Raw genomic sequence first — 14,543 nt, forward strand, 5'->3', positions numbered from 1 at the left:
AATTTAGCAGGAGTTAACAATGTTTGCAGGTTTACCTTCACTCACCCATGAACAGCAGCAAAAAGCCGTCGAGCGGATCCAGGAACTGATGGCACAAGGGATGAGCAGCGGCCAGGCAATCGCGTTGGTGGCAGAAGAGCTGCGTGCCAACCATTCCGGTGAGCGGATTGTGGCGCGATTTGAGGATGAAGACGAGTAACACAAAATGATCCGTATCGATTTCGTCACGGATGACGCCCTGTATCTTGATACGGATAGCCTCATCGGCTGGGATTTTTCCGGCATGAACTTACATCGTGCCATTTTTGACGGTATGTGCCTGGACGGCGCGCGGTTTAATCATGCGCATCTGCGTAATATCAGTTTTATCAACGCGTCCCTGATTGGGGCCGACCTCTCGTCCAGCGCACTGATGTGTGCCTGGTTAAACAGCGCCGATCTGACCAATTGTAATTTTGCTCAGTCACGACCCATTGATGCTGATTTTAGGCATGCACGACTTTGTGGGGCAGATTTTACCGACACCGATTTAAGAGGTGCTAATTTTTCATCGACACATCTTCAGAATGTTTGTTTTAACGGGGCGCATTATGACAAACGAACTGTCTGGCCCGCAGAGTTTTATCCAAGGATTAACGGGGCTGTGTTGGTTGATTGAATTTGGCGGGGTTTATGATGGCAAGAAAAAGACGCTTTTATGTGGTCAACAAAAGCGCCCTGGTCAATTTTTGCTGATAGAGAATTAACTCAAACCAGTGCTTTGAGTTCTTCCTGCATGTACGACGAAAAGTATTCTGGGTTTTTAATCACAATACGTTCACCAGACTCCATTTTTTTTGCCCATCCCACCATTTTTTCCGTGAATCCAGGATTCCAGCCTTCCTGATCGGCTCGCGCAGTAATATCGGCGGAACTGGCGGGTACACCCAGGTCATGCAAATATTTAAATATTCCCTTCGCCGTACTTTCATTCATAGAACTTGGTGTTGATGCTGATACATCCATGGCACCAATAAAATCCAGAGCTTTATCTATTACTGCAGGCATATTCTTTTCCTTAAAATTAACCATGTGAACAATAAGGCTATATATGACCTTAAATTGCGTCCAATATCAAAGGGATTATAACGATATCTCATTAGTTAACCTATTGACATTCAGGTGTTTTAAAGGTAGCAGGTCATAGTCTGTTATGTAGTGATGTACCGCAAATTAACTGTAAGTAGAAACGCTTCAGCCCAGGTTTTCAAGCAAGAAAGATAGCAAGAAGAAAACCAAAGTAGGCTAATCAGGGAGTTAGCATAATAATTTGATTTTGCTGATTAATATCAATTGTGTATAAATAACAACGAATCGATAAAAATGAAGAATAAATGACCTGAAGGGGTATTACACATCTAAAACACTGACCGTTTTATTCAAAGTCGGCCAGTGTTTTCGATAAATTATTGTGCGACTTTTGCCGTGACAGAATTCTTTTTCTGAAATTAAACCGCCGCGATAATCTTAATTTCAACCTTGTACTTCGGGTTCATCAAACCCGCTTGTACCGTGCAGCGCACCGGCGCATGACCCGCGACAACCCAGGCATCCCACGCTTTATTCATCGCCGCGAAGTCGTTTTTATCAGCCAGGAAAATGGTGGCATCCAGAATGCTCGATTTATTGCTGCCCTGTTTTTCCAGCACGGCGTCAATCTGCGCCAGCGTGTTGGCGGTTTGCTCAAAGGCATTGGCGTCGAGGTTTTCCGGTACACCAGTGTAGTAGAGCGTGTTGTTGTGGATTACTACATCAGACCAGCGGGCTTCAGCATCGATACGAACGATAGTCATCATTTTGTCCTCATTATCCTTCCATTTTCGTGCTGCAAAGACTGCCACAATGTGAGGTCGCCGTCACCACTTCAACTGGCGAAAGCGCCCTCATCCTGACATAATCCCTGTTCAAATCAACAGGGGGTAGTGTGACGGACGATTTTGCACCAGACGGTCAGCTGGCGAAAGCGATACCAGGCTTTAAGCCGCGAGAACCACAGCGACAGATGGCGGTAGCCGTCACCCAGGCGATAGAAAAAGGCCAGCCGCTGGTGGTGGAAGCAGGAACCGGTACGGGCAAAACCTACGCTTACCTGGCCCCTGCGCTGCGGGCGAAAAAGAAAGTCATTATCTCGACCGGCTCAAAAGCGTTGCAGGATCAGCTCTACAGCCGCGATTTGCCAACGGTTTCAAAGGCGTTGAAATATACGGGCAACGTGGCGTTGCTGAAAGGGCGCTCTAACTACCTCTGCCTCGAACGTCTCGAACAGCAGGCGCTGGCGGGTGGCGATCTACCGGTACAAATTTTAAGCGATGTGATCCTGCTGCGCTCCTGGTCTAATCAAACAGTCGATGGTGATATCAGCACCTGCGTCAGCGTGGCGGAAGATTCACAGGCGTGGCCGCTGGTCACCAGCACCAACGACAACTGCCTTGGCAGCGACTGCCCGATGTATAAAGATTGCTTTGTGGTCAAAGCACGCAAAAAAGCGATGGACGCCGATGTGGTGGTGGTAAACCATCATCTCTTTCTGGCGGATATGGTGGTGAAAGAGAGTGGATTTGGCGAACTGATCCCGGAAGCTGACGTGATGATCTTCGACGAAGCCCACCAACTGCCTGACATTGCCAGCCAGTATTTTGGTCAGTCACTCTCCAGTCGACAACTGCTCGACCTGGCAAAAGACATCACCATCGCCTACCGCACCGAATTAAAAGACACCCAGCAGTTACAAAAGTGCGCCGACCGCCTTGCCCAGAGCGCGCAGGATTTTCGCCTGCAACTCGGTGAGCCGGGCTATCGCGGCAACCTGCGCGAGCTGTTAGCTAATCCGCAAATTCAGCGGGCATTTTTACTGCTCGATGACACCCTGGAACTTTGTTATGACGTGGCGAAACTGTCGCTGGGGCGTTCCGCCTTGCTGGATGCGGCATTTGAACGCGCCACGTTGTATCGTACGCGGCTGAAACGGCTAAAAGAGATCAATCAGCCGGGCTACAGCTACTGGTACGAATGCACTTCGCGCCATTTTACTCTGGCACTCACGCCGCTCAGCGTGGCGGATAAATTCAAAGAATTAATGGCGCAAAAACCAGGTAGCTGGATCTTCACCTCAGCAACGCTGTCGGTGAACGACGATCTGCATCATTTCACCTCGCGGCTTGGGATAGAACAGGCGGAGTCGTTGCTGTTACCCAGCCCGTTTGATTACAGCCGCCAGGCGTTACTCTGTGTGCCGCGCAACCTGCCGCAAACCAATCAACCGGGCTCCGCACGGCAACTGGCGGCAATGTTGCGACCGATCATCGAAGCTAACAACGGTCGTTGTTTTATGCTTTGTACCTCGCACGCCATGATGCGCGATCTGGCCGAGCAGTTCCGCGCTACCATGACGCTTCCCGTGTTGTTGCAGGGGGAAACCAGCAAAGGCCAACTGCTACAGCAGTTTGTCAGCGCCGGTAACGCGCTGCTTGTGGCGACCAGCAGTTTCTGGGAGGGGGTGGACGTGCGTGGCGATACATTGTCACTGGTGATTATCGACAAGTTGCCGTTTACCTCCCCGGATGACCCGTTGTTAAAAGCGCGCATGGAAGATTGCCGTTTGCGCGGTGGTGACCCGTTCGATGAAGTACAACTGCCGGATGCGGTCATTACTCTCAAGCAGGGAGTAGGGCGACTGATTCGCGACGCCGACGATCGAGGGGTTTTGGTGATTTGCGACAATCGGCTGGTGATGCGCCCTTACGGCGCGACGTTTCTCGCCAGTCTGCCGCCAGCGCCGCGCACCCGTGACATTGCCCGTGCGGTTCGTTTCCTTGCGATACCATCCTCCAGGTAATTTGTGATGGAGTATGGTATGATGCGCGCCTTTTTATTGATCTAAGCACGAAGACCCATGCGAATTCTGGCTATCGATACCGCGACAGAGGCCTGCTCTGTCGCCCTGTGGAACGACGGTACTGTCAACGCTCATTTTGAGCTTTGCCCTCGTGAACATACTCAACGAATCTTACCGATGGTGCAGGATATCCTGACCACCAGCGGAACTTCCCTGACTGATATTAACGCTCTGGCTTACGGGCGCGGCCCCGGTAGCTTTACCGGCGTGCGCATTGGTATTGGTATTGCGCAGGGGCTGGCGCTTGGCGCGGATCTGCCGATGATTGGCGTTTCCACGCTCATGACCATGGCGCAAGGGGCGTGGCGCAAAAACGGCGCAACCCGCGTGCTGGCAGCCATTGACGCGCGAATGGGGGAAGTTTACTGGGCCGAATATCAGCGCGATGAAAACGGCGTCTGGCACGGCGAAGAAACAGAAGCCGTACTGAAACCAGAACTCGTTCATGAACGGTTGCAACAGCTTTCCGGCGAATGGGTAACCGTGGGTACGGGCTGGCAAGCCTGGCCGGATCTCGGTAAAGAGAGCGGGTTGGCCCTGCGCGATGGCGATGTGTTACTGCCCGCTGCAGAAGATATGCTGCCGATTGCTTGTCAGATGTTTGCCGAGGGAAAAACCGTCGCGGTAGAACATGCCGAACCGGTTTATTTACGTAACAACGTCGCGTGGAAGAAACTTCCTGGCAAAGAATGAATCTTAAGAGTATGCCCTGAGAAAAAAGGAGTCGCATCATGGCGGTTCAAAAGAATGTTATCAAAGGCATACTAGCAGGTACGTTTGCGCTAATGCTCAGCGGTTGTGTTACTGTGCCGGACGCCATTAAAGGCAGCAGTCCCACGCCGCAACAAGATTTAGTTCGGGTGATGAGTGCGCCGCAGCTGTACGTTGGTCAGGAGGCACGCTTTGGTGGCAAAGTGGTTGCGGTACAAAACCAGCAAGGGAAAACCCGCCTGGAAATTGCTACCGTACCGCTCGACAGCGGAGCCAGACCAACTTTGGGAGAACCTTCACGCGGGCGCATTTATGCCGATGTGAACGGTTTTCTTGATCCGGTGGATTTCCGTGGACAACTGGTTACGGTAGTCGGGCCAATCACCAGTGCGGTTGACGGCAAAATCGGCAACACGCCCTATAAATTTATGGTGATGCAGGTAACGGGTTACAAACGTTGGCATTTAACCCAGCAGGTGATTATGCCGCCTCAGCCGATTGATCCATGGTTTTATGGCGGTCGTGGCTGGCCCTATGGCTACGGTGGATGGGGCTGGTATAATCCCGGCCCCGCGAGAGTACAAACTGTTGTAACTGAATAATTGCTTGTTTTTAAAGAAAAAGAAACAGCGGCTGGTCCGCTGTTTCTGCATTCTTACGGTAAAGATAAAAATAAATAGTGACGCGCTTCGCAACCTTTTCGTTGGGTAATTATCAAGCTGGTATGATGAGTTAATATTATGTTAACGGCATGTATATCATTTGGGGTTGCGATGACGACGAACACGCATTTTAGAGGTGAAGAATTGAAGAAGGTTTGGCTTAACCGTTATCCCGCGGACGTTCCGACGGAGATCAACCCTGACCGTTATCAATCTCTGGTAGATATGTTTGAGCAGTCGGTCGCGCGCTACGCCGATCAACCCGCGTTTGTGAATATGGGGGAGGTGATGACCTTCCGCAAACTGGAAGAACGCAGTCGCGCGTTTGCCGCTTATTTGCAACAAGGGTTGGGACTGAAGAAAGGCGATCGCGTTGCGTTGATGATGCCTAACTTATTGCAATATCCGGTGGCGCTGTTTGGCATTTTGCGTGCCGGGATGATTGTCGTAAACGTTAACCCGTTGTATACCCCGCGTGAACTTGAGCATCAGCTTAACGATAGCGGCGCATCGGCGATTGTTATCGTGTCTAACTTTGCCCACACTCTGGAAAAAGTGGTTGATAAAACCGCCGTTCAGCACGTAATTCTGACCCGTATGGGCGATCAGCTATCCACGGCAAAAGGCACGGTAGTCAACTTCGTTGTTAAATACATCAAGCGTCTGGTGCCGAAATACCATCTGCCAGATGCCATCTCATTTCGCAGCGCACTGCATAACGGCTACCGGATGCAGTACGTCAAACCCGAACTGGTGCCGGAAGATTTAGCTTTCCTGCAATATACCGGCGGTACCACTGGTGTGGCGAAAGGCGCGATGCTGACTCACCGCAATATGCTGGCGAATTTGGAACAAGTTAACGCGACTTACGGGCCGCTGTTGCATCCGGGCAAAGAGCTGGTGGTGACGGCACTGCCGCTGTATCACATTTTTGCGCTGACCATTAACTGCCTGCTGTTTATTGAACTGGGTGGGCAGAACTTGCTTATCACTAACCCGCGCGATATTCCGGGGTTGGTAAAAGAGTTAGCGAAATATCCGTTTACCGCGATAACCGGCGTTAACACCTTGTTCAATGCGTTGCTGAACAATAAAGAGTTCCAGCAGCTGGATTTCTCCAGTCTGCATCTTTCTGCAGGCGGTGGTATGCCTGTTCAACAAGTGGTGGCAGAACGTTGGGTGAAACTGACAGGACAGTATCTGCTGGAAGGTTATGGCCTGACCGAGTGTGCGCCGCTGGTCAGCGTTAACCCGTATGATATTGATTATCATAGTGGTAGCATCGGTTTGCCGGTGCCGTCGACGGAAGCCAAACTGGTGGATGATGATGATAACGAAGTACCACCGGGTCAACCGGGTGAGCTTTGTGTCAAAGGACCGCAGGTGATGCTGGGTTACTGGCAGCGTCCGGATGCTACCGATGAAATCATCAAAAATGGCTGGTTACACACCGGCGATATCGCGGTGATGGATGAAGAAGGATTCCTGCGCATTGTCGATCGCAAAAAAGACATGATTCTGGTTTCCGGTTTTAACGTCTATCCCAACGAGATTGAAGATGTCGTCATGCAGCATCCTGGCGTACAGGAAGTCGCGGCTGTTGGCGTACCTTCCGGCTCAAGTGGTGAAGCGGTGAAAATCTTCGTTGTGAAAAAAGATCCATCGCTTACCGAAGAGTCACTGGTGACTTTTTGCCGCCGTCAGCTCACGGGCTACAAAGTACCGAAGCTGGTGGAGTTTCGTGATGAGTTACCGAAATCTAACGTCGGAAAAATTTTGCGACGAGAATTACGTGACGAAGCGCGCGGCAAAGTGGACAATAAAGCCTGAGCGTTAAGTCAGTCGTCAGACGCCGGTTAATCCGGCGTTTTTTTTGACGCCCACTAAAGAGAATACAATTTGAATTACCAAATGATTACCACGGACGATGCGCTGGCTTCTTTGTGTGAAGCCGTCCGTGCCTTTCCGGCGATAGCCCTGGATACTGAATTTGTTCGTACGCGCACCTATTACCCGCAACTGGGTCTAATTCAACTTTTTGATGGTGAGCATCTGGCGCTAATTGATCCTCTCGGGATCTCCGACTGGTCACCGCTGAAAGCGATACTGCGCGATCAGTCCATCACAAAATTTCTCCATGCGGGCAGTGAAGATCTGGAAGTGTTCCTCAATGTCTTTGGCGAATTACCACAACCCTTGATTGACACGCAAATCCTTGCTGCCTTCTGCGGACGCCCGATGTCATGGGGTTTTGCTTCCATGGTTGAAGAGTATTCCGGCGTTACGCTGGACAAGAGTGAATCGCGCACCGACTGGCTGGCCAGACCGCTGACCGAACGTCAGTGTGAATACGCAGCGGCGGATGTCTGGTATCTGTTACCGATCACCGCAAAGCTTATGGTAGAAACGGAGGCCTCCGGCTGGCTACCTGCGGCGCTGGATGAATGCCGCCTGATGCAAATGCGTCGTCAGGAAGTCGTTGCACCGGAAGATGCATGGCGTGATATCACCAATGCCTGGCAGTTACGCACACGCCAACTGGCCTGTCTGCAACTGTTAGCCGACTGGCGACTGCGTAAGGCGCGGGAGCGCGATCTGGCGGTGAACTTTGTCGTGCGTGAAGAGCATTTGTGGTCGGTAGCGCGTTATATGCCGGGAAGTTTAGGCGAACTGGACAGCCTGGGCTTATCCGGTAGCGAAATCCGCTTCCACGGTAAAACGCTGCTGGCGCTGGTGGAAAAAGCGCAGGCATTGCCGGAAGAGGCCTTACCGCAGCCGATGCTTAACCTGATGGATATGCCGGGTTATCGCAAAGCGTTTAAAGCCATTAAGTCGCTGATTACTGACGTGAGCGAAACGCACAAGATCAGCGCTGAATTGCTGGCATCGCGTCGGCAAATCAACCAGCTGCTGAACTGGCACTGGAAACTGAAACCGCAGAACAATTTGCCGGAGCTGATTTCCGGCTGGCGTGGTGAGCTGATGGCGGAAGCATTACACAATTTATTGCAGGAATATCCACAGTAAAATCTTCCGAAGCCGGACTGGGCGCGCTCAGCGCCACATCCGGCTTCGGCAAACTACAAATCCAACACCAGGCGTTTACCCTTCGCGCGTGAACAACAGATCAACATACTTTGCTGGCTGGCACGCTCTTCATCGCTAAAATACTGATCCCGATGGTCAGCTTCACCTTCCAGTATTGCCGTTTCGCAGGTTCCGCATACCCCTTCACGACATAAACATTCCACTTTCGCTGCTTTACTATTTTCAATAACCTGCAAAATAGTCATCTCTTCCGGCACCACAAACTCTTTTCCGGAACGGGCAAGCACCAGCGTAAATGCATCGCCGGTTTTGTCTTCGATAGCAAATTGCTCAAAGTGTAGCGTATCGGTGGCGATGTCCAGACGCGCAGCTTCACTTCTTACCGCCTCATTTAGCGCCTCGGGGCCACAGGTATAAACATGTGTGCCAGGTTCGATATCCGCCAATAATCGCGCTAATTCCAGTCGTGTTCCGGTTGATGAATGATGCAAATGGACTTTCTCGGCCTGCGGATGCTGGACTAGCTCATCACGAAATGCGCAACTTTCTGGATTTCGCGAGCAGTAATGTAACTGCCAGTCGATGTCGCTGTATTGCAACTCTGCCATGTGCGACAGGAAAGGGGTGATACCAATACCGCCCGCGATAAACAGATGCTTTCTGGCCGAGGGAATTAGCGCAAACAGATTATTAGGCGTCGAAATGGTCAACCGATCGCCTGCTTTCACCTGCTGATGCAAAAAGCGCGAACCACCGCGCGAGTTTTCTTCCAGCCGAACGGCAATCTGATAACTAGAGGTGTCATGCGGCGAGCTCAGGAGTGAATACGCATTGCTGTACTGGTTATCACCATCGCTCATCTGCACAATGATGTGACTTCCTCCAGTAAACGCAGGTAATGGTTTGCCATCGGTTGCCACCAGCGTGAAGCGTTTCACCTGTTCGGTAAGCGGTTCAACCTGGCTCACCTGTACTTCAAACATTTGATAGTCTGACATTGCTGTACTCCATCAAAAATCAGCCCAGCGGCGGAAAATACCGCCGCCGATGTCATTAGTCCTTAAACACCTGCGCCAGCAGATTATGGAAATGGGCGATACCATGTTCGGAAATTCCGCTACCGCTACTGTCAGCCATGATGCGCCCCTGACCACGATAGCCACGCGATTTCAGCCCTTTCTGTACGCTTTCAACCAGACGTAAATCTTCCGGACGGAACACGTCGCGATACCACTCAATCAGTGATTTTTGCTCGTCGGTTAACTCTTCATTGGTGAAGTAAATATCGTAGTTTTGCAGGGTAGTTTCAGAATCCACCGGGAATTCATAAATGACCGTCATCATGCCTTTGATCGGGGTGACGTTCAGCATCGTGCACGGCCACAGCCAGAAACCATGGAATGCCGCATCCGTGCCCTCTTCGAATTTGAAAGACTGTTCGGACGGTTTGGCGAAACCGTACTGTAGCGTCCAGTTACCGTGCATGGTGTGCCAGTAACGATCAACCTGAACGGAGTCGGAGAAACCTGGATGCGCCGGACCACAGTGATAGCACTCGAGATAGTTATCGACAATGTTCTTCCAGTTGGCAGGCGTGCGGGTGGTAAAGCGAGCCGCCAGTTTCAGGTTGTGGACTTCCGGGCAGGCTTCCAGCACTTTCGCCCCCAGACCGGGTAACTGATCTTCTACGCTGGTGGCGTTGGGGTCCATGTTGATGAAGACGAATCCGGCATATTCTTCCAGACGTACTGGAACCAGTTGCGCTTTGTCGCTATCGAAATTGGCGACGTTTTCGCAGTTACGCGCATGGGCCAGGTTGCCATCGAGTTTGAATGCCCAGGCGTGATACGGGCAGGTAATCACATTTTTCGCTTTCCCTTCGCCGCTCAATAACTGATGACCACGGTGCGGGCAAACGTTATAGAACGCGCGCAAAACCTTATCACGACCGCGTACCAGCACGATGCTTTCGCCAATGATCTCACGCGTCACATAATCATTGGCATTCGCCAGTTCGCTGCTGTGAGCGACGCAAATCCAGCTTTTGGCGAAGACGTTCTCTTTTTCGTGTTCAAACGCGTTCTGATCGGTATAAAAACGGGCAGGAATGGTCCACGCCTCTTGTGGGTTAGCGCAAAAATTTTCGGGTAGTACAAAGTCAGGGCTCAGATTGCTCATAGGGATACCTTTATCGTTAGGATGATGGCGTTCAGTTGTCGCCTTTGAATACGGTTCCAGCAGGAAGCACTGGCGCTTTTCCCGGGGCTTCAACCGGTGTCTGCGGGAGATAATGTTCAACTTGATGAGCCGGAATGTCGGCGTAATCCTGTTTCAGCCAGCGAACAAATCCGCCGACTTTCACCAGTAAAATGGCGAGGAAGGGAAGGGCAGTGAGGACGACGGTAGTTTTCATTGTTTCCAGCGAAGCACCGGTAAACAAGATGGAAAGCGGGATCAGAGTGATCACTACGCACCAGAACAGACGCAGCCCACGGTCAGGATCGTCACCTTCCTGGAGATTACGCGTGCTGGTCGCCGCCATGGTGTAAGCCACCGCATCCATATGCGAGGCGAGGAAGATAATCATCACGCCCAGATAGGCCGCGAGGAACAATTTACCGGCTGGTAGAGACATCAGAACTTGCTGCACAGCTGTTTCGCCGCCCAGTGTTTCCAGCACCTGTGGGACGTTGATTACGCCATTGATAAACTGATGAATGGCATAGCTTTCCATTACGCCGAAGAAGAACCAGCAACCGACGGTGCTGCCGAGGATCAGTCCCCAGATAACTTCTTTAATCTTACGACCGCGCGAAACTCGGGTGACAAACATTGCTACGCCAGGGGTGTATGAGATCCACCACAGCCAGTAGAAAACGGTCCAGTTGCGGGTAAATGAACCATCGCCAAGCGGATCGGTGAATAAGCTCATTTGCAGGAAGTTTTGCGTGGTCAGGCCGATGGCATTGATGATGCTGTTGGTAATAAATTCGGTTGGACCGACAATCAGCACCAGTAATGGCAGCAGGAACGCGCCCCAGCCAACCATTTTGCTTAGACGTTGCAAACCGTTGTTGATACCAATCCACGAGCTTAGGCAAAAAATGCCGCCGGAAAGCAGGATCACAAATGCCTGTACGGTAAAGTTATCGGGTAAACCGGTCAGCGCGGAAAGCCCACGGGTAAAGGTTGCTGCGGTGACAACAAGGGAAATGGTCAGTGCGCCGACAGTGGCGATCAGGAACATCAAATCGACCAGTTTCCCCCACGGGCCTTGCGGGCGAACGCCGGTAATAGCAGCAATAATGCCGGAAAGGCTCAGCCCTTTATTTTTCCGCACATGAAAGTGATAAGCCATGATTAATGAGGCCAGCGTATAAGTTGCCCAGGCGCTGATGCCCCAGTGGAAGAAGGAGTAGGGAACGCTAAATTCGAGTGCCTGTTGTGAACGCGGTGCGATATTTAATCCAGGCGTTTGATAATAATAGGCCCATTCAGCAACCCCCCAATAAAGCGTAGAAGAACCTAAACCTGCACAAATAAACATAAACAGCCAGGAGAGCGTGCTGTATTCCGGTTTTCCTTCGCCAAGACGAATATTGCCGTATTTACTGGTGGCTAAATAAATCACCAGTCCCATTGCCAGCAAAACCAATACCTGTACGGCGGAACCTAACGTACGCGTAACAAAAGTGTATATTGCGTTGGCCGCGTCGGCCGATTGTTGTGGGAAAAGGCTTAATGCAGCTGCGATGAAAAGAATGGCCACCAGGCTGATGCTTATCAACGGCACATCTTTTTTCTTAACATTGCTCATCATGAGTCATCTCCTGGGCATAAAAGCCCGTCTCTGGCTTTTGCCAGTTGTAATTATTTGCAGGATATGAGTTGTATGTTGTGTTTAACAAATTGATTATTTACATGTTACATAAATTAAACAATTAAGAATACGGAAAGCCATAAAACACGAAACGGAAACAATAAAAGGTGAAATGACGCAGGTTATTTACTGCAAAGAACGAATAAAAAAACCGCGTCAGTGACGCGGTTCAAATAAACTGGTTTGACCTTAACGCAAAATAATTTTGCAAATCGCGTCGGCAACCTGTGGCGTGGTGGCATTGCCTTTCATATCAGGTGTTTTCGGCCCGTGAGCAATCACTTCTTCAATCGCGGCCAGAATACCGTTATGCGCTTGCTGGAAACGCTCATCGCCATTGCCGAGAAAATCGAGCATCATTGCACCGGCCCAAATTGTGGCGATAGGGTTAGCAATATTTTTCCCGTAGATATCCGGCGCGGAACCGTGGACTGGCTCGAAGAGCGACGGGAAAGTGCGTTCTGGATTCAGGTTGGCGGATGGGGCAATGCCGATGGTGCCGGTGCAGGCCGGGCCAAGATCGGAAAGAATATCGCCAAACAAATTAGACGCCACCACCACATCGAAGCGTTCCGGCTGCATCACAAAACGTGCGCAGAGAATATCAATATGCTGCTTGTCCCAGCGGATCTCCGGGTAATTCTCAGCCATTGCTTCCACTCGCTCATCCCAGTACGGCATGCTGATGGCTAAACCGTTCGATTTAGTGGCAGAAGTTAGCGTCTTACGTGGGCGGCTTTGCGCAAGTTCAAAGGCATAGCGCAAAATACGATCGACACCACGACGAGTAAATACCGATTCCTGAATGACGACTTCATGCTCTGTACCTTCATTCACTCTACCGCCGAGCGAGGAATATTCGCCTTCGGTGTTTTCCCTGACCACGTAAAAATCGATGTCGCCAGGCTGTTTTCCCGCCAGCGGGCAGGGAACGCCAGGAAAGAGACGAACCGGGCGCAGGTTGACGTACTGGTCGAACTCACGACGAAATTTCAGCAGCGAACCCCACAACGAAATATGGTCCGGAACGGTATCCGGCCAGCCGACGGCACCAAAATAGATGGCGTCGAAACGGCTAAGTTGCTCATGCCAGTCGTCCGGCATCATTTTACCGTGATGGCTGTAATACTCGCAGCTCGCCCACTCCATTTGCTCAAAACTCAAGGCGAAGCCCCAGCGCTCAGCGGCAGCCTGTAACACGCGAATCCCTTCAGGAAGGACTTCTTTGCCAATCCCGTCTCCCGGGATCGCAGCAATACGCATCGTTTTCATCATTGGGTTCTCACTTCCTGACCATCAAAATTGACAATACCCTCATCCTATAATTGACTGAAAAGGAATTAATCCCCGTAACTGGTGAAACATAAAACACGAATCATGAATAATTTACCGCTGCTGAACGATTTGCGCGTCTTTATGCTGGTGGCTCGCCGGGCTGGTTTTGCCTCCGTGGCAGAAGAATTGGGTGTTTCACCGGCTTTTGTCAGCAAACGCATCGCCTTGCTGGAGCAAACGCTAAACGTGGTGTTGTTACACCGCACCACCCGCCGCGTCACCATTACCGAAGAAGGAGAGCGGATTTATGAATGGGCGCAGCGGATTTTGCAGGATGTCGGTCAAATGATGGACGAACTTTCTGACGTGCGTCAGGTGCCGCAGGGGATGCTGCGTATTATCAGCAGCTTTGGTTTTGGACGACAGGTAGTGGCTCCGGCGTTATCAGCGCTGGCGAAAGCGTATCCGCAACTGGAATTACGTTTTGATGTGGAAGACCGGTTGGTCGATTTGGTCAATGAAGGCGTCGATCTCGATATTCGCATTGGCGATGACATCGCCCCTAATTTAATCGCCCGCAAACTGGCGACCAATTACCGCATTCTCTGCGCTTCGCCGGAATTTATTGCGCAATATGGCACGCCGAAACATTTAACCGACCTTTCTGCATTGCCGTGCCTGGTCATTAAAGAGCGCGATCATCCTTTTGGTATCTGGCAATTACGCAATAAAGAAGGCCACCATGCGATTAAAGTCACCGGCCCGCTGTCGTCTAATCATGGAGAAATTGTACATCAGTGGTGTCTTGATGGTCAGGGGATTGCGCTACGCTCCTGGTGGGATGTCAGCGAAAATATTGCCAGTGGTCATTTAGTGCAAGTGCTACCGGAGTATTACCAGCCAGCAAATGTCTGGGCCGTTTATGTTTCAAGGCTGGCGACGTCAGCGAAAGTGCGGATAACGGTAGAATTTTTACGCCAGTATTTTGCCGAGCACTACCCGAATTTTTCACTGGACCACGCCTGATTAATGA

Annotated in this window: 14 protein-coding genes; 8 read left to right on the plus strand and 6 right to left on the minus strand. The window is 51.0% G+C overall.

What is annotated here, in order from left to right; genetic code table 11:
- Nucleotides 1-19 precede the first annotated feature (19 nt).
- Nucleotides 20-199: a YoaH family protein gene (locus tag BEB42_RS09305; protein WP_000457334.1), complete on the plus strand. Its 180-nt coding sequence runs from the start codon at nucleotides 20-22 to the stop codon at nucleotides 197-199.
- A gap of 6 nt (nucleotides 200-205) precedes the next feature.
- Nucleotides 206-658, plus strand: a complete 453-nt coding sequence (locus BEB42_RS09310; RefSeq protein ID WP_000618093.1) for a pentapeptide repeat-containing protein — start codon at nucleotides 206-208, stop codon at nucleotides 656-658.
- 89 nt (nucleotides 659-747) lie between these two features.
- Here the strand turns inward: BEB42_RS09310 and BEB42_RS09315 are convergent, their stop codons facing one another.
- Nucleotides 748-1,047, minus strand: a complete 300-nt coding sequence (locus BEB42_RS09315) for a DUF1889 family protein (RefSeq protein WP_001112000.1) — start codon at nucleotides 1,045-1,047, stop codon at nucleotides 748-750.
- A gap of 440 nt (nucleotides 1,048-1,487) precedes the next feature.
- Nucleotides 1,488-1,832, minus strand: coding sequence for a RidA family protein (locus BEB42_RS09320; protein ID WP_024218636.1), 345 nt, complete (start codon nucleotides 1,830-1,832; stop codon nucleotides 1,488-1,490).
- 131 nt (nucleotides 1,833-1,963) lie between these two features.
- Between BEB42_RS09320 and BEB42_RS09325 the strand changes: the two genes are divergently transcribed.
- The 5 genes from BEB42_RS09325 to rnd all read left to right on the plus strand — a co-directional run bounded on the left by BEB42_RS09325 (nucleotide 1,964) and on the right by rnd (nucleotide 8,334).
- Nucleotides 1,964-3,874: an ATP-dependent DNA helicase gene (locus BEB42_RS09325; protein ID WP_000128847.1), complete on the plus strand. Its 1,911-nt coding sequence runs from the start codon at nucleotides 1,964-1,966 to the stop codon at nucleotides 3,872-3,874.
- A 57-nt stretch (nucleotides 3,875-3,931) separates the two neighbouring features.
- Entirely contained in the window at nucleotides 3,932-4,627 is a 696-nt protein-coding gene (gene tsaB / locus BEB42_RS09330) for a tRNA (adenosine(37)-N6)-threonylcarbamoyltransferase complex dimerization subunit type 1 TsaB (RefSeq protein ID WP_039020732.1), read from the plus strand.
- 38 nt (nucleotides 4,628-4,665) lie between these two features.
- Nucleotides 4,666-5,247 (plus strand): Slp family lipoprotein YeaY, encoded by a 582-nt coding sequence (gene yeaY, locus BEB42_RS09335; RefSeq protein ID WP_105267307.1) that lies wholly within the window; start codon nucleotides 4,666-4,668, stop codon nucleotides 5,245-5,247.
- Between the two features lie 204 nt (nucleotides 5,248-5,451).
- Complete coding sequence (gene fadD / locus BEB42_RS09340; RefSeq protein ID WP_000758422.1) at nucleotides 5,452-7,137, plus strand: long-chain-fatty-acid--CoA ligase FadD; 1,686 nt, start codon at nucleotides 5,452-5,454, stop codon at nucleotides 7,135-7,137.
- An 81-nt stretch (nucleotides 7,138-7,218) separates the two neighbouring features.
- Nucleotides 7,219-8,334, plus strand: coding sequence for a ribonuclease D (gene rnd, locus BEB42_RS09345; protein WP_123058305.1), 1,116 nt, complete (start codon nucleotides 7,219-7,221; stop codon nucleotides 8,332-8,334).
- A 53-nt stretch (nucleotides 8,335-8,387) separates the two neighbouring features.
- On the opposite strand, the gene yeaX is transcribed toward rnd, so the two are convergent.
- The 4 genes from yeaX to dmlA all read right to left on the minus strand — a co-directional run bounded on the left by yeaX (nucleotide 8,388) and on the right by dmlA (nucleotide 13,510).
- Nucleotides 8,388-9,353: a carnitine monooxygenase reductase subunit YeaX gene (gene yeaX / locus BEB42_RS09350; RefSeq protein ID WP_105267309.1), complete on the minus strand. Its 966-nt coding sequence runs from the start codon at nucleotides 9,351-9,353 to the stop codon at nucleotides 8,388-8,390.
- 55 nt (nucleotides 9,354-9,408) lie between these two features.
- Nucleotides 9,409-10,533: a carnitine monooxygenase, oxygenase subunit YeaW gene (yeaW, locus tag BEB42_RS09355; RefSeq protein ID WP_032184400.1), complete on the minus strand. Its 1,125-nt coding sequence runs from the start codon at nucleotides 10,531-10,533 to the stop codon at nucleotides 9,409-9,411.
- A 31-nt stretch (nucleotides 10,534-10,564) separates the two neighbouring features.
- On the minus strand, nucleotides 10,565-12,175 hold the full coding sequence (gene yeaV / locus BEB42_RS09360; protein ID WP_105267310.1) for a BCCT family transporter YeaV: 1,611 nt from the start codon (nucleotides 12,173-12,175) through the stop codon (nucleotides 10,565-10,567).
- A gap of 249 nt (nucleotides 12,176-12,424) precedes the next feature.
- Nucleotides 12,425-13,510 (minus strand): multifunctional D-malate/3-isopropylmalate/tartarate dehydrogenase, encoded by a 1,086-nt coding sequence (gene dmlA / locus BEB42_RS09365; RefSeq protein ID WP_000978494.1) that lies wholly within the window; start codon nucleotides 13,508-13,510, stop codon nucleotides 12,425-12,427.
- A 102-nt stretch (nucleotides 13,511-13,612) separates the two neighbouring features.
- Here dmlA and dmlR point away from each other — a divergent pair, with 102 nt between their 5' ends.
- Complete coding sequence (gene dmlR / locus BEB42_RS09370) at nucleotides 13,613-14,536, plus strand: DNA-binding transcriptional regulator DmlR (protein WP_001353156.1); 924 nt, start codon at nucleotides 13,613-13,615, stop codon at nucleotides 14,534-14,536.
- Nucleotides 14,537-14,543: the final 7 nt, after the last annotated feature.

The sequence above is a fragment of the Escherichia sp. MOD1-EC5990 genome (assembly GCF_002965285.1).
GTDB classification, from domain to species: Bacteria; Pseudomonadota; Gammaproteobacteria; order Enterobacterales; family Enterobacteriaceae; genus Escherichia; species Escherichia coli_F.

What these genes read in the sequence shown, in the direction of transcription:
- BEB42_RS09305 (WP_000457334.1), top strand. Translation starts at nt 20, where the DNA reads ATGTTTGCAGGTTTACCTTCACTCACCCATGAACAGCAGCAAAAAGCC.
- BEB42_RS09310 (WP_000618093.1), top strand. Translation starts at nt 206, where the DNA reads ATGATCCGTATCGATTTCGTCACGGATGACGCCCTGTATCTTGATACG.
- BEB42_RS09315 (WP_001112000.1), bottom strand. Translation starts at nt 1,047, where the DNA reads ATGCCTGCAGTAATAGATAAAGCTCTGGATTTTATTGGTGCCATGGAT.
- BEB42_RS09320 (WP_024218636.1), bottom strand. Translation starts at nt 1,832, where the DNA reads ATGACTATCGTTCGTATCGATGCTGAAGCCCGCTGGTCTGATGTAGTA.
- tsaB (WP_039020732.1), top strand. Translation starts at nt 3,932, where the DNA reads ATGCGAATTCTGGCTATCGATACCGCGACAGAGGCCTGCTCTGTCGCC.
- yeaY (WP_105267307.1), top strand. Translation starts at nt 4,666, where the DNA reads ATGGCGGTTCAAAAGAATGTTATCAAAGGCATACTAGCAGGTACGTTT.
- rnd (WP_123058305.1), top strand. Translation starts at nt 7,219, where the DNA reads ATGATTACCACGGACGATGCGCTGGCTTCTTTGTGTGAAGCCGTCCGT.
- yeaX (WP_105267309.1), bottom strand. Translation starts at nt 9,353, where the DNA reads ATGTCAGACTATCAAATGTTTGAAGTACAGGTGAGCCAGGTTGAACCG.
- yeaW (WP_032184400.1), bottom strand. Translation starts at nt 10,533, where the DNA reads ATGAGCAATCTGAGCCCTGACTTTGTACTACCCGAAAATTTTTGCGCT.
- yeaV (WP_105267310.1), bottom strand. Translation starts at nt 12,175, where the DNA reads ATGATGAGCAATGTTAAGAAAAAAGATGTGCCGTTGATAAGCATCAGC.
- dmlA (WP_000978494.1), bottom strand. Translation starts at nt 13,510, where the DNA reads ATGATGAAAACGATGCGTATTGCTGCGATCCCGGGAGACGGGATTGGC.
- dmlR (WP_001353156.1), top strand. Translation starts at nt 13,613, where the DNA reads ATGAATAATTTACCGCTGCTGAACGATTTGCGCGTCTTTATGCTGGTG.